Source organism: Cutibacterium sp. LaCa_286, assembly GCF_057198075.1.
Genome location: NZ_CP191091.1, coordinates 938,571 through 956,818 on the forward strand (window position 1 = coordinate 938,571; position 18,248 = coordinate 956,818).

At 62.6% G+C, this 18,248-nt stretch carries 16 protein-coding genes; 9 read left to right on the plus strand and 7 right to left on the minus strand.

The window, feature by feature from the left end:
• Positions 1–10: 10 nt before the first annotated feature.
• From ACP8JZ_RS04075 to ACP8JZ_RS04095, 5 genes are all read left to right on the plus strand, one after another.
• Positions 11–541, plus strand: a complete 531-nt coding sequence (locus ACP8JZ_RS04075; protein WP_021103272.1) for a double zinc ribbon and FHA domain-containing protein — start codon at positions 11–13, stop codon at positions 539–541.
• Entirely contained in the window at positions 541–1,236 is a 696-nt protein-coding gene (gene ftsR / locus ACP8JZ_RS04080; RefSeq protein WP_021103273.1) for a transcriptional regulator FtsR, read from the plus strand. The genes ACP8JZ_RS04075 and ftsR overlap by 1 nt, the downstream gene beginning before the upstream one ends.
• 14 nt (positions 1,237–1,250) lie before the next feature.
• On the plus strand, positions 1,251–1,712 hold the full coding sequence (locus tag ACP8JZ_RS04085; RefSeq protein WP_036904234.1) for a bifunctional nuclease family protein: 462 nt from the start codon (positions 1,251–1,253) through the stop codon (positions 1,710–1,712).
• A 212-nt stretch (positions 1,713–1,924) separates the two neighbouring features.
• Positions 1,925–2,494, plus strand: coding sequence for a MerR family transcriptional regulator (locus ACP8JZ_RS04090; protein WP_021103276.1), 570 nt, complete (start codon positions 1,925–1,927; stop codon positions 2,492–2,494).
• A gap of 132 nt (positions 2,495–2,626) precedes the next feature.
• Positions 2,627–4,003, plus strand: coding sequence for a YihY/virulence factor BrkB family protein (locus ACP8JZ_RS04095; protein WP_306516964.1), 1,377 nt, complete (start codon positions 2,627–2,629; stop codon positions 4,001–4,003).
• An 84-nt stretch (positions 4,004–4,087) separates the two neighbouring features.
• On the opposite strand, the gene ACP8JZ_RS04100 is transcribed toward ACP8JZ_RS04095, so the two are convergent.
• Positions 4,088–5,290 (minus strand): pyrophosphate--fructose-6-phosphate 1-phosphotransferase, encoded by a 1,203-nt coding sequence (locus tag ACP8JZ_RS04100; protein WP_306516963.1) that lies wholly within the window; start codon positions 5,288–5,290, stop codon positions 4,088–4,090.
• Between the two features lie 167 nt (positions 5,291–5,457).
• Here ACP8JZ_RS04100 and ACP8JZ_RS04105 point away from each other — a divergent pair, with 167 nt between their 5' ends.
• The 3 genes from ACP8JZ_RS04105 to ACP8JZ_RS04115 all read left to right on the plus strand — a co-directional run bounded on the left by ACP8JZ_RS04105 (position 5,458) and on the right by ACP8JZ_RS04115 (position 7,363).
• Positions 5,458–5,859, plus strand: a complete 402-nt coding sequence (locus tag ACP8JZ_RS04105) for a hypothetical protein (RefSeq protein ID WP_306516962.1) — start codon at positions 5,458–5,460, stop codon at positions 5,857–5,859.
• 55 nt (positions 5,860–5,914) lie between these two features.
• Positions 5,915–6,535 carry an L-threonylcarbamoyladenylate synthase gene (locus ACP8JZ_RS04110; RefSeq protein ID WP_021103280.1) on the plus strand — a complete coding sequence of 207 codons (621 nt, stop codon included), beginning with the start codon at positions 5,915–5,917 and terminating at the stop codon, positions 6,533–6,535.
• Positions 6,536–6,601: 66 nt separating this feature from the next.
• Entirely contained in the window at positions 6,602–7,363 is a 762-nt protein-coding gene (locus tag ACP8JZ_RS04115) for a 5'-methylthioadenosine/adenosylhomocysteine nucleosidase (RefSeq protein WP_442752457.1), read from the plus strand.
• Positions 7,364–7,458: 95 nt separating this feature from the next.
• On the opposite strand, the gene ACP8JZ_RS04120 is transcribed toward ACP8JZ_RS04115, so the two are convergent.
• On the minus strand, positions 7,459–8,370 hold the full coding sequence (locus ACP8JZ_RS04120; protein WP_306516961.1) for a diacylglycerol/lipid kinase family protein: 912 nt from the start codon (positions 8,368–8,370) through the stop codon (positions 7,459–7,461).
• 169 nt (positions 8,371–8,539) lie between these two features.
• Positions 8,540–9,214 carry an IMPACT family protein gene (locus ACP8JZ_RS04125; RefSeq protein WP_306516960.1) on the minus strand — a complete coding sequence of 225 codons (675 nt, stop codon included), beginning with the start codon at positions 9,212–9,214 and terminating at the stop codon, positions 8,540–8,542.
• Positions 9,215–9,394: 180 nt separating this feature from the next.
• On the opposite strand from ACP8JZ_RS04125, the gene ACP8JZ_RS04130 reads away from it, so the two are divergent.
• A complete protein-coding gene (locus tag ACP8JZ_RS04130; RefSeq protein ID WP_484482733.1) occupies positions 9,395–12,802 on the plus strand; it encodes a PPi-type phosphoenolpyruvate carboxykinase family protein in 3,408 nt (1,135 codons plus the stop codon).
• A 36-nt stretch (positions 12,803–12,838) separates the two neighbouring features.
• Here the strand turns inward: ACP8JZ_RS04130 and ACP8JZ_RS04135 are convergent, their stop codons facing one another.
• The 4 genes from ACP8JZ_RS04135 to ACP8JZ_RS04150 form a co-directional block, all read right to left on the minus strand.
• Positions 12,839–14,617 (minus strand): FUSC family protein, encoded by a 1,779-nt coding sequence (locus ACP8JZ_RS04135; RefSeq protein ID WP_308613878.1) that lies wholly within the window; start codon positions 14,615–14,617, stop codon positions 12,839–12,841.
• Positions 14,614–16,113, minus strand: a complete 1,500-nt coding sequence (locus ACP8JZ_RS04140; RefSeq protein ID WP_484482734.1) for an Hsp70 family protein — start codon at positions 16,111–16,113, stop codon at positions 14,614–14,616. The genes ACP8JZ_RS04135 and ACP8JZ_RS04140 overlap by 4 nt, the downstream gene beginning before the upstream one ends.
• Positions 16,114–16,256: 143 nt before the next feature.
• Complete coding sequence (locus ACP8JZ_RS04145) at positions 16,257–17,405, minus strand: proteasome assembly chaperone family protein (protein WP_410172885.1); 1,149 nt, start codon at positions 17,403–17,405, stop codon at positions 16,257–16,259.
• 247 nt (positions 17,406–17,652) lie between these two features.
• On the minus strand, positions 17,653–18,159 hold the full coding sequence (locus ACP8JZ_RS04150) for an arginine repressor (protein WP_323458921.1): 507 nt from the start codon (positions 18,157–18,159) through the stop codon (positions 17,653–17,655).
• Between the last annotated feature and the right edge of the window lie 89 nt (positions 18,160–18,248).

An 18,248-nucleotide genomic window follows, 5' to 3' on the forward strand; every position in this document is an offset into this window, starting at 1 on the left:
GAGGTGAGCCATGAGCGAGCATGACAAGTCCATGTCGAATGTGTGTCCGGTGTGTCAGCACGACAACAGCGTCGACGCCAACTTCTGCTCCCGGTGTGGCCATCGGCTCGGTGTGCCCGCCGAGGTGGGTGGTGACGCCACTGGCGTCATCCCGATGATCGGCGACGAGGTCAGTGCGGACAATCAGGAACTGCCTTCCGACGTCGTGGATGCCATTGCCGCCCTGCCCGAGGGCAATGCCATGCTCGTCGTCGAACGCGGCCCCAACCTGGGCGCCCGATTCCTCCTGGATCACGACGTGACGACGGCTGGGCGATCCACCCATTCCGACATCTTCCTCAACGACATCACCGTCTCCCGACATCACGTGAAGTTCATCCGTCGGGACGGCAAGGTCTTCGTCGAGGACCAGAGCAGCCTCAACGGCACCTACGTCAATCGCACGCTCGTCGATGGCACGGCTGCCTTGCGAGACGGCGACGAGGTGCAGATCGGGAAGTTCCGGATGATCTTCCACACTGGCGGGCATGGGCGTCTGTAATGGTCGAGAAGGTCCGGACCATCGGGCAGGTCATGCGCCTGCTCACCCCGGAGTATCCTGACCTGTCGATCTCCAAGATCCGATATCTGGAGTCGGAGGGGTTGCTCAGCCCGGAACGTGCGCCGTCGGGATATCGCAAATACTCCGAGGATGACATTCAACGGTTGCGTTACATCCTCACCTGCCAACGTGACCGATTCCTCCCACTCAAGGTGATCCGGGAGAATCTCGAGCTCATCGACCGCGGCAAGCAGCCACCCAGTCCCTCGTCGAGCGTGCCGACCCCGTTGGAGGGCAGCACAGCTCCTAATGTGAAGATCGAACGCCCCAAGGGTCCGGTGCAGTTGACTCGACGCCAGCTCATCCGTGCCAGTGGGATCACCGAGGCTTTCCTGTTGGAGCTGGAGCGTCATCAACTCGTACGCCCCAAACGTGGTCAGAGCTGGTACGGCCAGGAGGCCTTGGTGGTGTGCGTGGCTGCACGTCGACTCAGCGCCTATGGAATGGACAGCCGTCACCTGCGTGCCGTTCGACAGGCTGCCGAACAGGAAGCCGGGCTCATTGAGCAGAGCCTCATCCCACTGGCCCGGCAACCCAAGAAGTCGTCAAAGGCTGCCTCAGAGGTCACCCAACTCATGATGCACGCGCACACGGCAATGGTCTACGACCTTCTGGAGTACTGGTCGGCACAGTGAACTACGGTGGAGTCATGGTGAGCCTGCTGATAGAGGGGATTCGGCTGGACGAGGTGTCGAACACACCAATCCTGTTGCTCCGGGAGGAGGGAGGATCGCGGTGCCTACCGATCTGGATTGGTGCCGTGGAGGCCGGGGCCATAGCGCAGGGACTTGACGAGACACAGCCGGACAGGCCACTCACCCATGACCTCATGGCACGTGTGCTGCTGCACATGGTCGACGATCCACCGGCATTCACCATCACCGGAATCGATGAGGGAGTGTGGCTCGCACAGATGCAGATCGGCGACACCGTTTTCGACGCCCGACCATCCGATCTGGTGGCCTTGTCACAGCGCATCGGGGTGCAGCTTCAGTGCCCCGAGGAGCTCATTGACGAGGTGGGGATCATCCTGGATGCCGATCCCCAGGACGAGGTCGAGGAGTTTCGGCAGTTCCTCGACCAGGTCTCCCCGGACGATTTCGACGACTGAAGTGCAATGCCCCGTTCGGTTGGCCGGCGAGGGCCAACCCTCCACCTGTAGTTGACCTTCAAGCACATCATAACCCGTAGTCAGAGGCATTTCTTGGTTTTCTCATCCCTCGAGCGGCGTGGCGTTGAGGATCAGGACGCGCCAACACCATAAGTTCATCAGTGCAGGAACGATCCATGTGGTCAATGCACAACCAGTGAGGATGGACAACCATGAGCGCTTCTGAATCGTGTGAGCCAGCTCCCCGGCGCACCCAGGACGTGCTCTTCGCTGGTGACTTCTCACCAGTGCCCGAGGGGATCGGGTTCCGTGGCCCGGTGGCCTCCGGAGCTGCTGGGATCACCTACCGTCAGCTGGATTACTGGGCTCGTACTGGCCTGGTACGTCCGGAGATCAGGAGCGCGCGCGGATCGGGGTCTCAGCGTCTCTACTCGTTCCGCGACATTCTCATGCTCAAGGTCATCAAACGTCTGCTCGATGCGGGAGTGTCCCTGCAGCAGATTCGGATTGCCATCGATCATCTGCGCTCCAACGGAGTGGAGGATCTCACCGAGGTCACCCTCATGAGTGACGGCGTGTCGGTCTACGAATGCACCAGTGACAGCGAAGTTCTTGACCTGCTGCAGGGCGGACAGGGCATCTTCGCCATCTCCTTGGGAGGAGTGTGGCGGGACGTGCAGGGCAGTCTTTCCCAGCTCCCCGTCGAGCGGGTCGGCGGCGAGTGCCCCGATCACGTCGTTGACGAGTTGGCACAGCGCCGCAAGGCGCGCCGAGTCTCCTGACCGCCAATGCGCCGATCGTCCTGACCAAGGAGGTCACCGGGCCGAGGTGACTGCAGTGGCTCACCTGCTGGTGAACAAGTGACCTGACGAATCCATCGAGTCATGAGAAGATCAGCTCCGAGGGGAGTTGACGTGAACCTAGCCAAGATCCAGGCCACTCCATGGGTGGCGCATGTGCTGCGTGCCATCACCAGGTTCAACCGGCGGATGGGCAATCACATCGCTGCCTCCATCACCTACTTCACGGTTCTGTCCATGATTCCGGTCATAGCCCTGGCCTTCTCCATCCTCTCCCTCCTGCTCACCCACACCCGTCCAGATCTGCTTGATGCGGTCAAGAAGGCAATCGAACAGACCTTGGCACCTGGTGGGGGAGACCTCTCGGTGTCCGAGATCATCGACACCTCGCTGGCCACCACAGGTTCTGGTTGGACGCTCGCCGTGACGATGATCACTGCGTTGTGGGCCGGAACAGGATGGATCGGCAACCTGCGCCGCGGAGTACGTGCCGAGTGGGAACCCGATTTCGACATGGTCAACGACAATCGCGGGTTCTTCTGGTCGAAGCTGGAGGATGCGCTGACCTTCTTCGGGCTGCTCATCACCCTTGGCCTCACGATTGCCACCTCACAGTTCGGCTCATTGGCTGCCGAATGGATCGCCGGAGTGACCCATCTCGGATCGATCAGGGGCCATGAGGTGTTCATGATCCTGGCGGCGATCGTCGCCTCGACGATCGCCGGCTGGATCCTCTTCATGTTCCTCTTCACGGCGCTGCCCAAGGGCAGACGCAACTGGCCGGCGATCATGCGCGGCTCCCTGGTGGCTGGTTTTCTCTTCGGCCTGCTCCAGATCGGCGCTGGGTACCTGGTCAAGGCCTTCTCCTCCAACCGTGCCGTGCAGGCCTTCGGATCAGTCATCATCATCATGTTGGTCTTCAATCTCATGGCACGGCTCATCCTGCTCATCTCGGCGTGGACGGCGACGTCCAATCAGCCAGCCGTGGCATGGGAGTGGAATGACTGTGACCAGCCTCTGGTGGGCGATCCGGAGGTGTGGACGGTCCCGGGCCACTGGGACGCAGCATTCATCAGTCGCGCCCAGAAACAGCAGGAGAAGCGACTGCGTGAGGAGGCCAAGCAGAGGGGGGAGAAGCCTGAGCCAACCTCCTCGGCGCTCACCCGATCAGCCCTACACTCCGACGTACGCATGGTCGCCGGTGAATCAGGACTGGCGTCGACCGTGCGTGTGACGATTGGCACGGCACCACGACCGCAGATGAATCAGCTCCGTAGCGCGGCGCAGCAGATCATGGTGGCCCCCAACGTCGTCATGCGAACGCAGGCGAACGACGCCATCTGGTTCGCCGAGCTGCCTCGCTACGACATCACACTTCATGGTGCTGCACGCAAACAGACCACACACGAGGGCAAGGCCAAGAAGGTCGGGGGAGTGCTCGGTGCAGGTGCTGCTGCGGCGTCAGCCATCATGAGCATCTTCAATCGGTGAACCTGCCGACGCCCCCGGTTCGTTTCCGACGTGCAGAACGCACGAACCGGGGTCCTTCGACGCAAGGACCCCGGAGGGCGGGCGTCAGGCCTGGCCGATCTCGCTCAACAGCGTGGTGAACCACTCGGTGCTCGTGTCAAAGGGCTTTCCACCCTTGATCCGGTCGAAGGCGATGCAGGTGAGCTCGTCGCCATTCTCCTCATCCTGGCCGATGACGCCGGACCGGCCGCTCAGGGCACACTCGACGGCGAGCTTGGTGCACTGGAAGATGAGATCGATGTCTGCCTGGTTCGACGCGGCCGAACGGGAGAAGTACCCGGACTTCTGCACCATGACCTTGCGGGCATCAAGTTTGGCGGCGAACTGCTTGGCGAACCAGGTGCCCGGATTGATCTCGTCCATCTTGACGTGGCCGAACGGGTCGCGTGGCACCTCCTCGCCATGGCGTTCCATCTCGCCGACGACGGCTTCCAGACCGGCACCTTCGGACAGGAAGATCGTCACATTGCCGACCTCGTCCATGATCGTGCCCAGTCGTTCGGCCTCGGCATCCAGGTCGAGTGGGGATTCCGGGACGTACACCGCGTGGACGTCCCAAGCCTCCTTGCTCAGCCCGATCTCGGGGAGCCACTGCTGTTCACCGACCCAGGCGTGGTACTCGGCAGCCGTTGCCGCGGCGAGCCAACCACAGTTGCGGCCCATGATCTCGTGAATGATGAGCATTCGCGAGCCGGAGTTGTGCTCACCGACGATGTTCTGTGCAAACCTGGATCCCTGCTCGGCGGCGGTCCATGCGCCCAAGGACTGTTTGATCGGTACGACGTCGTTGTCGATCGTCTTGGGAAGTCCGACAACGGTCAGCCCGTGGTCGTTGTCGGCGAGGTATGCGGCAAGATCTGCGGCAGTGGTGTTGGTGTCGTCGCCGCCAATGGTGTGCAGTACGTCCACCCCGTCGGCGATGAGGCGCTCGGAGGCCACCTTGAGCGGATCGTCCCCCTCGTCGACCAGACCACGGTTGACGAGATCGGCGGTGTTGGTGAGTTTGACGCGCGAGCTTCCGATGGGGGAGCCGCCGAACCGGGTGAGGATGTCGGCGTTGCGACGCACCTCCTCGGTGATGGTCAGGTAGTCACCCTTGAGGAGCCCCTCATAGCCGTGACGGTAGGCGATGATCTCCGCCTCGGGGGCCACCTGGGTGTATTCCTCGATGAGTCCGGCGATGGCTGTTGACAGACAGGGGGCGAAACCCCCCGCAGTGAGCAGGGCGACCTTCTTGACCTTGGTCATGGTGACGTGACCTTTCTCGTACGGCACATACAACGGCCTGGAACCGTGTGATGCACAGCCTATCCAGATGAACAAAATTGCACATGGTTTTACTTGTAGGTGAACAGTAGGAGTATTTTCTGCGATGCATCTTCCGTCGCTGCATCGTGAGCGTGTGAGCTGGTGTCATGACCAGTGGTGACTTCTCGCGTGGCGCTTCCTTCTCGGTGGCCATGACACTCATCCTGCCCCTGGTGCTGCTCATGGGAGGTCTGGCCGTTGACGGGGCGGTCAAGGCACGGGCAGCCAGACATGCCGTGACAGTGGCATCGGCAGCCTCTCGTGCCGGGTGTGAACGAGCATCAGGACCCATGCTGGTGGGTCATCCGGCCGGTGAGTTGGCCAGCTCGGTCGCGCGCAGCACCGCTCAGGGAATGCTCGAGCCTGATTCGACGATGACGGTGACCACCTCCGGGGACGGGCTCACGGTGCACGTGGACGAACCGCGGGAAACGATCGTACTGAACGTGGTCGGCATGGATCATGTGACGGGTCGGGGGGATGCCACGTGTTCGTTCGCCCGCAGATGAGGAGTTGATTCCGGAAGGACTCCGGCACACCGTGCATCTGCCTAGGATGGACTTCATGGCCAAGTACTATCCGGTGCACCCGGACAACCCGCAACGACGCTCGCTGAACCAAGTGGTCGACACCCTTCGGGACGGTGGTCTCATCGCCTACCCGACCGATTCGGGCTATGCCTTTGGATGTCGATTGGGCAACAAGGCTGCTCTGGAACGCATCAGGGAGATTCGTCAGCTGTCCGAGAAGCACCACTTCACCCTCGTCATGAGCGAATTCGCTCAGGTGGGCCAGTACGTCCAGATGGAGAACTGGGTGTTCCGTGCCGTCAAGGCAGCAGTTCCGGGGCGGTACACGTTCATTCTGCGGGCCACCCGAGACGTCCCCAAGGTGATGCTGCATCCCAAGAAACACACGGTTGGTGTGCGGGTGCCCGAGCATGTCACTGCCCTGGCCCTCATGGACATCTTGGGAGAGCCGATCGTCTCATCCACCCTCATCCTGCCGGATGAGGAACTGCCGATGACCGACGGATGGCAGGTGAAGGAGGCCCTGGACGGTCGGGTCGACGCGGTACTCGACTCCGGTGACTGTGGCCTCGACCCGACGACTGTGGTTGACTTCAGCTCCGGTACGGCTGTCATCACCCGTGAAGGGGCTGGGGATCCCGAACCATTTCGCTGAGCCGGGGAATGTGTGTGGATCAAGGGCTGATCCGTGAAGACTTGGTGAGAAGATGTTCTTGCTGGAATGGAGATTGAAGTGACGGGAAGTGGACCAGACGGGCAGAGGAAACTGTCCGGGCCCATTGGGCTCATGGGAGCGATGGAGTCGGAGGTCGAACTCATTCAGTCCTGTCTCGTCGATGCCCACCCCATCGAGGGGCCCTGTCCACTGGTGGGTGGCCGGCTGGATGGCACCGACGTCCTACTGGCACAGTGCGGTGTCGGCAAGGTCAATGCTGCCCTGGCAGCCAGTGCCTTGGCCCAGAATGGTGCTTCCTGCATCATCTTCACGGGCGTCGCGGGTGCGGCTGGCCCCGATCTGGACATTGGTGACGTCGTCGTGGGCAACAGATTCGTCCAGCATGACGCCGATGGCACGGCATTCGACGATCCCATCGGTGTGGTACCGGGGGAACCCCGCAGCTGGCAGCCCGACGAACGGCTGCACACCGTCCTCATGGGGTGTGCGGCACGGGTCTTCGACGCTCGTCGGCGGGTGGTGTCCGGGACGATTGCCAGTGGGGACCAATTCATCGGTGATCCGGCCAAGGTGCGCTGGATCCACGACACCTTCGATGCGCTTGCCGTGGAGATGGAGGGGGCGGCACTGGCACAGGCCGCCAGCCATCTTCACGTGCCCTTTGCCGTGGTACGGGTGCTCTCGGACCGTGCCGATGGTACGGCCGTCACCGATTTCCCGGCATTCCTGGCCCAAGCCGCTCGCCATGATCGGGACCTTGCCCGAGCCGTCGTTGCCGAACTGTCCGGTGGCGTGCCCGCCGTATGAGGGGTTCATTGCCCGGGGAACACGCATCCGCCACATGTGAGGGTGCACCGCGTGGTGCGCTTGCCGGGAGACGGTGATTCACGGTCGCGGTGGAATCACACGGCAGCTCTCACCTGGAGCGCCATGGGCTGCACCCGCACCGACATGCGGCGTACCTTGCCGTAGGTGTCGCCATCCACCTCGGCCAGTACCGGGGAGGAGGTGCGCACCTCGGCTGTGCGGCAGGGGTGGTGGCGCACCAAGCGGCCCCCGAGACGACTGCGCGTGATGACCTTTGCCGCAACTGCCAGCCAACCAACCATTCCGTGTGGTGCCAGGGCCAGGGAGTCCAGGCGCGCGTCGTCAATGCGGGCGCTGGGAACCAGACGGATCCCGGCGGGCAGCAGCCCACAGTTGCACAGCAGGATGCTGCGAGCGCGCTGCGCCTCACACACCTCGCCGTCAATGGTGACGGTTGCTCGAAAACCGGGCTGCACCAGGTAGCGCAGAGCTGCAACGATGTAGGCGATCCATCCGTACTCGGCCTTTCCGGCCTCCGACGTGTTCGCCATGGTGTCGGCATCGAATCCCATGCCGATGATGGCCGTGAAGCATTGCTCGGTGGCACCATCGAAGCTCACCCATCCCAGGTCGATGGTGCGTCTGCGACCGCGTAGCGCCGTGCGCAGCCCCTTGTCGAAATCGTCGATGGGAAGATCGAGGTTGCGCGCCAGGATGTTTCCAGTGCCCATGCCGATGATCCCCATCGGCGTTCTGGTCCCGGCCAGGACGGTGGCGACCTGCCGAACCGTTCCGTCGCCACCGGCAGCGCAGACGAGATCCACATCCTGCCGTACGGCTTCTCGAGTCATGCCTTGCCCCGGATCGTCCCGGGTCGTTGCCAGCAGAAGGGGATCGGCCCACCCCTCCTGCTGACAGATCTGGTGGGCAGACTTTTTCCACTGCGTGCTGTCGTTGAACTTAGTGGGATTGTAGACAATCGCCACCACGGGAGCGCGCTCGTTCATGCAACCCACGATACGGCACGGACGTTGGCGCACCCCAGCACGCCGCGATACGGAACTGGCCAGTGGTGATCCATCCACACGTGGCGAGGTCACGATCATGCCCCGCCTGGTGCAGCGTCACGTGGTGTCGCCCTCGGTGTTCAGGACAGGTGGTCCCAGAAGGTGGTACTCAGAACTGATGGTCGTGCCACTGTGACCCGGCAGGTTCACACCTCACCTGCTGGGAGAGGATTCCGCTCATTTCCTGTTCACAGGCCGTTCGGCTGTCGGGTGTTGCCGCCACGGCGACTGTGAGGAGCGCCGCATCAGCCTGGTACGTGACGTCGACAACACTCACACCTGCGTTGCGCAGGGCCGCCTCCTGCCAGCCGACCGAGGCGAGATCGATGCTCAGCTCGTACAGATCAGCCTGACGACGCCGCAGCAGCTGGGCCTGGCCAAGAGCGCGGGAAATCGCATCGGAATAGGCGCGTACCAGCCCGCCCGCCCCCAATTTGACGCCGCCGAACCAGCGAGTGGTGACCGCGACGACATCGGACAGATCAGCTGGGCCATCACTTCCGAGCTGTGGGGCGACGAATTTCATGAGTGCCTCCAAGGTGGGCACACCGGCGGTTCCCGCGGGCTCGCCGTCGTCGCTGGAACGTTGGGTGGTGCGCAGCGGGTCCAGGACGAACGCGCTGACATGGTGCCTGGCAGTGCGATTGGTGCGGCGCCGTTGGTCGATGAATTCCCGTGCCTGTTCCTCGGTCTCCACCCGGGTCACGGTGGTGAGGAACACCGATTTCTTGATCTCCAGGGTCGACTCGACGACGTGATCGGGGGACAGAACGGTGTAACTCACTCTCCCCACTGTGCGAGATGGTGGCCTGTCGCGCAACTGTGCAGGAGCATCAATGAACGGGGAAGAGGGCCAGCCGGCTGCCGTGTCGATTCCCTGACGGATCGTGGGGAAACGATCACGAATCATGCCTGCCATGATGAAAAGGCTCCGGCAAGTAGGAAAATACGCTATGAATTGGTCATGTCAACAATGATGATGGCAGATTCGGTAAATCTTCGACTCGCCCTGATCGGCCTGCCCCTGCCGATGAACACCTCATCGGAGGAGATCAAGGTGGTCGCCCCGGTCCTGGCCCGACAACGTGAACTGCGTCGGGAGCTCCCCGAGCAGCGGTGCCCAGCAGATCGACGCGTTCAGGCCTTCCTCGACCGATATCTCGGGAACTGTTCCGAACACCCGAGCCTCCCCGACACCACCCTCGTTCTCGATGAGTCCGGCCTGGCACGTACCCTGAGCCTGCCCGTTGATGGCGACGAGTTCCACTCCGAGCTGGTGGAAAGTTTCCGAGTCGCCAACGGTGTGCTGCACAATCCTCGCAATGATCGACGTACCACTGCTGGTGTCTTCCACATCGCCGAGGGAGGCCTGCCCATCCCGGATGACAAGAAGGCCGTTCCAGCTGACGTCTTCGCCGCGCTGCTCGGCAAGGCATTCCAGGCTCCCGAGGAGGACACTCTGCTGCCCTACTCGGCCAATCAGGACCCCGAACACCAGGCACATGCCTACGCCTCGCTGTACCTGCGTCCACTCGTCGTCCCCGAGGTGCCCGGCATGGTCACCGAACGGCGCATGGAGATCCGATTCTTCGTCCCCGGTGGCTTGGTCTCGAACCTCGATTTCGTCGAGACGGTCTTCGGCAACGCCGGAGACCCACTGCTGCCCGTCAACGACCCGGCCCTGCACCCCTCCTCGTGGACCGGACACACCGGTTGCGTCGTCCTCGCACCCCATCTGAATCGTGTGACGATGAAGGAACTCGGCCTGCCCCACGTGTCCGAGGCCACCGACCGGCAGCGTTGTGACGGAATGTGCTGGCACGATCCCGATCAGCTGTACAACGACGGCAAACCGTTCAAGCTGTGCGCCCGCGACGAGTCCGGTGTCATCGTCACGATCATCGCCGACAACTACTTCGGCTACTGCAAGAAGGAGGTCAAGACCCAGATCTCCTACTCGGCCAATCTTTTCGGGGCCGGGGAGGAGGAACACTCCGGAGGCGCTCGTGCCTACGTCTCCTACGACGAGGGTCAGGAATTCGTCGCCCCCGGTGGCGATTCCGAGGTGTCGGTGAGCGATGTCATCGCCAGCAACCCGGGTGTCTTCGAGCCCCAGGAGGGCGGATGGGCCAGGTGCACGACGATTGACGACGTCGTCCTGGTCCCGGCTGGGGCTCGGTTCAGTCTCGCCACGGGCAACGTCAGCTGGCACCATGATGCCGCTGGTGGTGAGTTAGCACAGGAACAGTCCATTCCCCTTCGAGCTGGCACCGATTACATCGATCCAACCGGGTTTCGCACCCGCATGAGGTTCGACCGCACCGAGCGACTGTGGACGCTCGTCGCCACCGAGGGGAGATCGACGAGTCTGCACAAGCCGTGCACGGTTTCCGGTGGCGGAAAATCCGAGATCTCCAAGGAGATTCGTGACGCATTCCTCGCAGGTAATGCGTACTGTCCCGATTTCGATGCCGACATGGATGCCGTTGACGAGATCCTGCATCGCGACTTCTCCATGAGGTTCAAGGATTCCCAGCTCAGTGGCACGGATCATCGACCCATTCTCTCGTCGGAGCGATCGGTGGGTTCGGTCATCAAGCTGCTCACGGCATCATCGGACTTCACCGATGAGTACAATTCGTGGATCGAATCCATTCCGCCGTTCCGCAAGGAACTCGTCTTCACCGTGAAACGCTATTACCGTCCCGAATGGGGATCGGACTGGCGATCACACTTCTCGGTGGCGCCCACCAATGGCCGACACGGGAACATGGTGCGGTTGGATGGCCAGAAGATTCACGTCAACATGTTGCGCGTCGGGTTCGACGCCGACGGTGCATGGCGGCTGTTCTCGTTGCGTCACGACTATGCACCAGCTGTCAAGGTGCAGACCGAGGATGACATGACTGCCTCCGCGGTCACCCCACCCGGACTCACCACGGGGCCGGCTGGAAGATCACGCAAACTCGTCAAGAACTGTGAGTTGCTGCTGTTCCAGCGTCCCGATGACGCCATCGTTCGAGGCTATGACTCCCAGACCGAGATGGACATGTCTGGTGATGACCTCTTCATCTCCAACTATCAGCCGCTCACCCGTGACGAGGTTCGGCAGATGTGCGACGACGTCGTCCATTTCTCCGAGTTCACCGATCCCATGGCGACATTCCTGTCGGACTTCGCGCACGCCGAGCCCGGATCGACTCCGGCATTTGCCGTGTCGAGTGCCAATCCGCGCCTCATCGACGGGGTACCGTCGCGCAATCCACGTTATCTGCAGAAACGGCCCGACATTGCCCAACCACGTCAGACGCAGCTGGCGGACCTGGCGAGCCACCTGCACCACCGGGTGCCCATGCATGAGGATCTGCCCCTGCCGGTCGATGTCGTTGCAGCCGGGCGTCGCAACAATCCCCCGGAGGGGCGCATCCCGGCCCTGTGTGCCTACAATCCACTGCACTACATGGAACTTCCCGAGCTCTTCATGGAGTTCATCTCGTCGATGACCGGCAAGAGCCCCTCGACCACTGGAGCCGGTTCGGAGGGAGCGCTCACCAAGGCGCCCTTCAATGCGATGCCCGCGGTCTACGACCTCAATGCGTCGTTCCTCTCCTTCGTGCTGGGAGGATATGACGGGTGGCTGTCGTCGGCCGGTTTCATCGGGCCGAACGTTCGGATGGCCCATGACATCTCATTGCTCGTGCCAGAGGTCTTTGCCCGCATGACACCTGCAGAACGCGATGCCGGTACGCTCATCGCTGGTGGGTATCTGGAGAAGCTCGAGGACTATGAGCTCGACGGTGACCTCATCCCTGCCTCGCGACTGGGCTATCGGATGACCGATCACTTCATGAAGCGCTACTTCGGGCGCATCTTCATGCATCCCGACACGATCTTCACCGACGAGATGCTGCGTCCCGAGCTGCAGGACGAGAAGATCTTCGCCGATTCGGTGCGTACCATCGCCACGACGCATGCCAGGGTTGCCCAGGCCTACTTCGACGACGACACGGCACGTCTGGCGGTCCCGCCGCTCAAGGCGCTGCTGGAGATCATGGCCCACGGTGAGAGCGCCGAGGGGCTCACCCTCGATGACCCACGACTGCGGGAGGGGTTCACCCGTGAGTCGGTCGTCTCCTCCGAGTGGTATGCAGCACGTCTGGATGCCAAGCAGGCGGAGGACATTCGTCGCTCACAGCAGGGGATCGAGGTGTTGTCGGAGTTCATGGCCGATCCCCGCAATGCCGCGGCATGCAAGGAGATCGATGCGCAAGGCCGGATGGAGCAGATCCGTGCCATCAATGCCCGGGCAAGACGAGTGGAGTACCGCCAGATGCTGGAGGGCACCCTTGGCCGTCAGGCCATTCTGAGGTGACCAGTTGTCGGGGCCGGAGACGATCGGGTCCGGCCCTCAGCACGCCTTCATCGGCGGCAGCTGGTGGTGGATCTCCTCGACCATGGACTTCACCCTTGCCGGGTCGACCCGTTGGTCGTTCACCGGCGGCAGACTGGCCAGCAGCAGAGTGATCTCGGAACTGATCCGCCGTGCCCATCGGACCGGGCGATCGCCGAGATGCCAGCAGTGTGCCAACACGTCGTAGCCGAACTCGGTGACGGCCCGGTCGACCAGGGACCAGTTCTTGAGGATCTCGGGGGAGTCGGGGCGGGTGGCCGAGAGTACGGCGGATGCCTGGATGAGTTCATGGACCATCTCGTTGCGGTGCTCCATGCCGGTGACCGTCGTCGACATACCGGATTCGAGGTCGCGCAGTACTGGCATGAGGGAACGCAAGGTGCGTCGATACTGACTTCGCACCAGCAGCACCGGGGCTCGTTTGCCCACGACGTGGATGACGCCTATGGCAGTCACCAGACCCACGACGGTCTCCTCGATACGCGCCACGGCCACCGTCAGTGCCTGCTGCTCACCGGATATCGGCAACATCATGAGGGCGAAGATCGTGATGAATATCGACGCAATGCCGTACTGGCGCGGGATGAGGGCGTTCATGGTCCACAGGGCGACGGCGACGATGCCGATGCGCATCCATGGCGTAGGCTGGACCAGCATGATGGCGAGGTATCCCAGCAGGCCGATCGACGTGCCGATGACGCGCAGCACGGCGCGCACCGTCATGTCGGCCCGGGTGAAGTCCATCTGGACGATGATGAGCACGCTCAGGACTGCCCAGTAGGGACGGCCGAACGGCACGATCTCCATGGCCACCGCTGCGACGAGGACGCCGGTGGCCGCGCGCAGGGCCACCATGAGTGGACGTGACCCGCGTTCTAGGGAAGTGCGCAACAGATACCGCCACGGCGGACGACCCATCGGGGTGTATCGCACATTGGCACGCATGTCACTGGCCTCGGCGCTGGGGAACGACTGGGCATGCAGGGTCGTCGTCAAAGTGATGTGTGCGCTGAGCAGGTCCGCACGCAGTCCTTCCCATGCCATGCTCATCCGCTTCCACAGTCGGTACATCCAGGGCCTGCCAAGTGCCCTGGGATCCTGTGGCCACACGCCGTCGTTGAGGATCCACCATGCTGCGTGAACCGAGTTGTGCGCCTCGGATCGTAGCCGTGCCAGATCGGCGGGAGTGGCGTCCTGTTCCGGGTTGGCATAGAGATCAACGGCCTCCATAGCCTTGCTGACGGCGCGTCGGGCCGGCCGAACCGGGTTGACGAGAATGACGATCATCGAGGTTGCCGCAGCGAGGAGGAAACTTGCTGCAGTGGCAGGCATGATGTCGGCGTATGTCATTCCCTCAGCGGCATAGTACGAGGCCAGAGCAGCTGCGAACAGCACGTTGAGCGGGCCGGGCGGCCCCAAGTGCAGGGCATTCCACACGAAGATCATGACGAAGGACCAGATTCCCAGGGCTGCTGGCAACAGGACGGGAAAGCTGCTCAGACTGATGCCGATCGTCTGGGAGATCATGAGGACGACACCGACACCCAGGAGGATCCTCAGCCGAGTACGTGGTGGAGACTGTTTTCCCGACAGCCCACCCATGGCCCCCAGCATTCCGATGAGGCCGTGGCGAGGGCCGTGGATGGCGGACACCAACACCAGCGCTGCGATGACCGGGATGACGTCGATGAGGGCATTGACGTTGGCACCCGGAGCGGGGTGGAAGGTGATGAGTTTTGATCCGAATCTGCTCAGGCGAGTTCGGGCATCGGTCACAGACTACTCACATTCGGGCGGTCGGCGCCCATGAAGGTTGTGACGGACCACCGGGTATCCAGGTCGGTAATTGTCACCTGAACGATACCAGTGGGTGCAACGGTGTACTCCTCCTCAACCCAGTGGCCGTCACCGACGATGTGCACGTCGGTGGGGTCCAGAGGACGTTTCCCGGACTGCATCTGCGCGTCCAGGGGAACGATGACGGTGGCGAACGGGGTCATGTCACCCACCGGTGTGCCTCCACTGGTCTGCTGGCACTCCACGAAGCGGTAGACCCCCAGATTGTGGCGGGCCTGGTAGTGCCTGCGGATGACGACGGGGTGATGGATCGGGGTGGACTGGTCGAGCAGGACGTCGAAACTCACCTTGGCGCCGTCCTGGCTCTCCCGAAACACCCCGAATCCACGCGAGAGCCGATCCCGGATGCTGTAGGGCGAGCTCGAGTCGGCTGCCATCGCCAGACCGACGGCGGTGGCCGCGGTGGGCTGGGCCGACCGGTGCACCCGTCGTCCGAAGTCCTCTCGGACCCGTCTGGCGACGAACGGCAGGCAGGATCCGCCGCCGACCAGATGTATTCCAGCGAGTTCGCTGTGGGACTGGTCCTCGGTGAGTTCGTGGGTCAGTGGTTCCATGACGTCCAGGGTCTTGTCGATGAGGCCACGGCACGACGACTCGAAATCGCGCACGGGGATGCGCACCGCCTCGTCCGGCAGATCGACCATGACGTTGCGGGACTGCGGCCGGATCGCCTCCTTGGCCAGCCGGCATGCCTCGATCAGCACAGGTTCGGGGGGAGCGGGATGGTGCAGCAGTGGGCGCACCAGATTGACGAGGACGTGGTCGAAGTCGTCACCACCGAGAGTGTTGCTGCCCACCGAATCGATGACTCTGCCGTGGGTTCCCGCCATGTCCACCAGTGAGGCGTCGAAGGTGCCGCCTCCCAGGTCGAAGATGAGTACCTGGGTGCGTTGGGAGTTGAGGGTACGGGCCTGTCTCAGGGCATACTCCAAGCCGGCTGCCGATGGTTCGTTGACGATGCCCATGACCTCCACACCCGCCTCGCGGAATGCCTCGAGGGTCATGAATCGTTGGCCGGTGTGGGCATGGGCCGGTACACCAATGACAGCGCGTAGATGGTGCACGCCCGTCGTCTGGCGTACCTCGTCGGCCACGGCCGACAGGTAATCGGTGAGTACCTGCATGATGGAGAACAGTCGTGAGCCGATCCGTACCGTGGACGACACGGTGGTCGTTGGGGAGCTGAGCAGTCGCTTGAGTGATCTGATGCCGGGGGCACCGGCGGTCATGGCCTCTCGTGCCTGGTAGCCGTGCACCAGCCGTCCGCCCGTCCAGGCCGTCAGGCTGGGGAAATGCACGTGAAGATCTCCGTCGGAGTCACTGAAGGACAGGACGGGGTAGTTGCCGTGCTCCACGGCAGCAACGACGGTGTTCGTCGTTCCGAAATCGATCCCCAGATCGATGACTGTGTCCATACCATGGACGATAGCTCCTTGGCCGGATCGTCATCGGGTGCTCTCCACAGATGAGAAAGAAGTTCATGCCCGACGGGCCGCTGCAGGAACCATCGGCACCCTGGTGCACAGGAAGTCATCGACTTGGTGGGGCAGCAGTCCTCTCACTCCGTGGTGCCACGGCGTGGGTGGTATGTGCCATCGTCGCTGTCCGAGTCCGACGTCATCCGGCCTCGGCGCGCTTGGGCGTCCATGTCCTCGTCGGTGTGCGAAGTCTCGTCTGACTCACTGCGACGATCCTGGAACTGCGATGGGGCAGATCCTTTGGCGGTGTTGGCGGGGGAGTGCTCGGCAGAGTCGTTGTCGTCGTCTGAATTCGCATTGCCGGTGGCCTCGGTGTCGGCAACGTCGTCGGAGGGATCGTCCATGGAGCGCAGGAAGTCCTCCACCTCGGCTCCGATGGCATCGGCGCTGGGAACGTTGACATGGCGCGACTCGAGTGCCGGTTGCTCGGCAGTGGTGGAGTCGTACTGCTGTTCCAAGGCCGAGAGCATCTGCCCGAGTTCCTCGGACTGGGCAACCTGGTTGGCCAGCTCGGCACGAATTGCCCCGGCAGCCACCGCCAGGCCGTGGGTCGGTAGGGACAGACCGGTCACCTGGTGAATGGCCCCGATGAGGGTGCGAGTTGCATCCGGATAGTCCATCTCGCTGAGGTAATGGGGCACGCTGGCGGCCAGACCCACGTAATCGTGGCCGGTCTCGGCAAGTCGCTGTGACAATACGGCCGGGAAGGACGCAGGCATCTGGTACTTGCCGAAGTTGGGGATGTTGCCAGCCAACATCTCAGGTCGTGAGGCCCACCGGGTGATCTGCACCGGACGCGTGTGTGGGGTGGTCATGGGGATGGAATCGGTGATGATGGTCTGGCGGATGCCCAGTTCATCGACGAGATCGATGATGCGACGTGTGAGGCCTTCCCAGCGCAGCGCCGGCTCCGGCCCGGTGAGGAGCAGGAAGCGTTCCCCGTTCTCGTCGGTGAACTCACTGAGAGTCAGACCAGGACGTTGGTACCCCTCGAAATGATCGGTGTCGAAGATGATCGGAGCACGTGAGTCGCGGTGGTCGAGCAGATCGTCCAGGTCGAACTCGCCGAGAACCTGATGGGGCAGCTCTGCCTCCAGATTCGTCGTCAGGGCGTGCTGCACGTGACCGACGTCGCTGAAGCCGGTGACGGCGACGACGAGGGTGGCAGCAGGCTCAACGGAATCTGGCATGCCAGGGTTCCACGTGAACAGGTCATCACTGAGATTCATACGCAGCCTCCCGAACAGTCATGGCGCATGATGACCCAACGTACCCGGCTGTGGAGACATTCCCCACCCGTGGGGCAGGATCGGGCTGTGAGTCATGGCTGGCGAGTACAGCGCAGGTGCTTCGCCAGATGACCCGGGTGCCCTCATACGCACTGTGTCCAGCCTGCCACACCACACAACGGGGGCAGCAGGTGGCATCGGCCCAGACTCTGGGGGAGGTGTCGTGGCAGGCACGGCACGGATTGCCTTACAGCTGTTCACCGGTACTTGTCATGAGGGAGGTGAACCACTGCTCGACGTTCTGGGCCGCCATCTCGTCATCGCAGTACACGACGACGGTGTCGTTGCCGGACACGCATCCCACCACGCCGGGGATGTCCGTGCTGTCGAGTGCTGAACCGACCAGGTTGCCTGCTCCAGCGGTGCATTTGAGCAACACCTGCCAAGACGGGCGAGTCACCTGCAGCAGGAAGCTGCGGCACACCCGGTCCAGGGTTCCGGGGGCACCGTTGAACGGGTCGTGGGGGCCGGGGTTGGTGGCTGTCTGCTCAGGGACTCGATAGGTGAGCGCTCCATCGGCGTCCACCGTACGCATCACCTGGAGTTGGAACAGATCGCGTGAGAGGGTCGCCTGACTCACGTCTGTGCCTTGTTTGGCGAGCATGTCACGGAGGACGGTCTGGGAGTGGACGTCCTGGTGCCTCAGTATGTTGACGATCTGGTAGTGACGCTGCTTGCGTGACGTCTGCGCCATGACACCTCCATACCCTCAAACACAGTCATGGTACCCGCAGATTCAGCTGGTGGAGGCTTCTGGGGATCGCCACGCCCTGTGCTGACGAT

Excerpts from the sequence above, each read along its gene's own strand:
- ACP8JZ_RS04130 (WP_484482733.1), top strand. The coding sequence starts at position 9,395 with ATGTCAACAATGATGATGGCAGATTCGGTAAATCTTCGACTCGCCCTG.
- ACP8JZ_RS04120 (WP_306516961.1), bottom strand. The coding sequence starts at position 8,370 with ATGAACGAGCGCGCTCCCGTGGTGGCGATTGTCTACAATCCCACTAAG.
- ACP8JZ_RS04115 (WP_442752457.1), top strand. The coding sequence starts at position 6,602 with ATGGAGATTGAAGTGACGGGAAGTGGACCAGACGGGCAGAGGAAACTG.
- ACP8JZ_RS04085 (WP_036904234.1), top strand. The coding sequence starts at position 1,251 with ATGGTGAGCCTGCTGATAGAGGGGATTCGGCTGGACGAGGTGTCGAAC.
- ftsR (WP_021103273.1), top strand. The coding sequence starts at position 541 with ATGGTCGAGAAGGTCCGGACCATCGGGCAGGTCATGCGCCTGCTCACC.
- ACP8JZ_RS04140 (WP_484482734.1), bottom strand. The coding sequence starts at position 16,113 with ATGGACACAGTCATCGATCTGGGGATCGATTTCGGAACGACGAACACC.
- ACP8JZ_RS04150 (WP_323458921.1), bottom strand. The coding sequence starts at position 18,159 with ATGGCGCAGACGTCACGCAAGCAGCGTCACTACCAGATCGTCAACATA.
- ACP8JZ_RS04090 (WP_021103276.1), top strand. The coding sequence starts at position 1,925 with ATGAGCGCTTCTGAATCGTGTGAGCCAGCTCCCCGGCGCACCCAGGAC.
- ACP8JZ_RS04075 (WP_021103272.1), top strand. The coding sequence starts at position 11 with ATGAGCGAGCATGACAAGTCCATGTCGAATGTGTGTCCGGTGTGTCAG.
- ACP8JZ_RS04145 (WP_410172885.1), bottom strand. The coding sequence starts at position 17,405 with ATGAATCTCAGTGATGACCTGTTCACGTGGAACCCTGGCATGCCAGAT.
- ACP8JZ_RS04105 (WP_306516962.1), top strand. The coding sequence starts at position 5,458 with ATGACCAGTGGTGACTTCTCGCGTGGCGCTTCCTTCTCGGTGGCCATG.
- ACP8JZ_RS04100 (WP_306516963.1), bottom strand. The coding sequence starts at position 5,290 with ATGACCAAGGTCAAGAAGGTCGCCCTGCTCACTGCGGGGGGTTTCGCC.
- ACP8JZ_RS04110 (WP_021103280.1), top strand. The coding sequence starts at position 5,915 with ATGGCCAAGTACTATCCGGTGCACCCGGACAACCCGCAACGACGCTCG.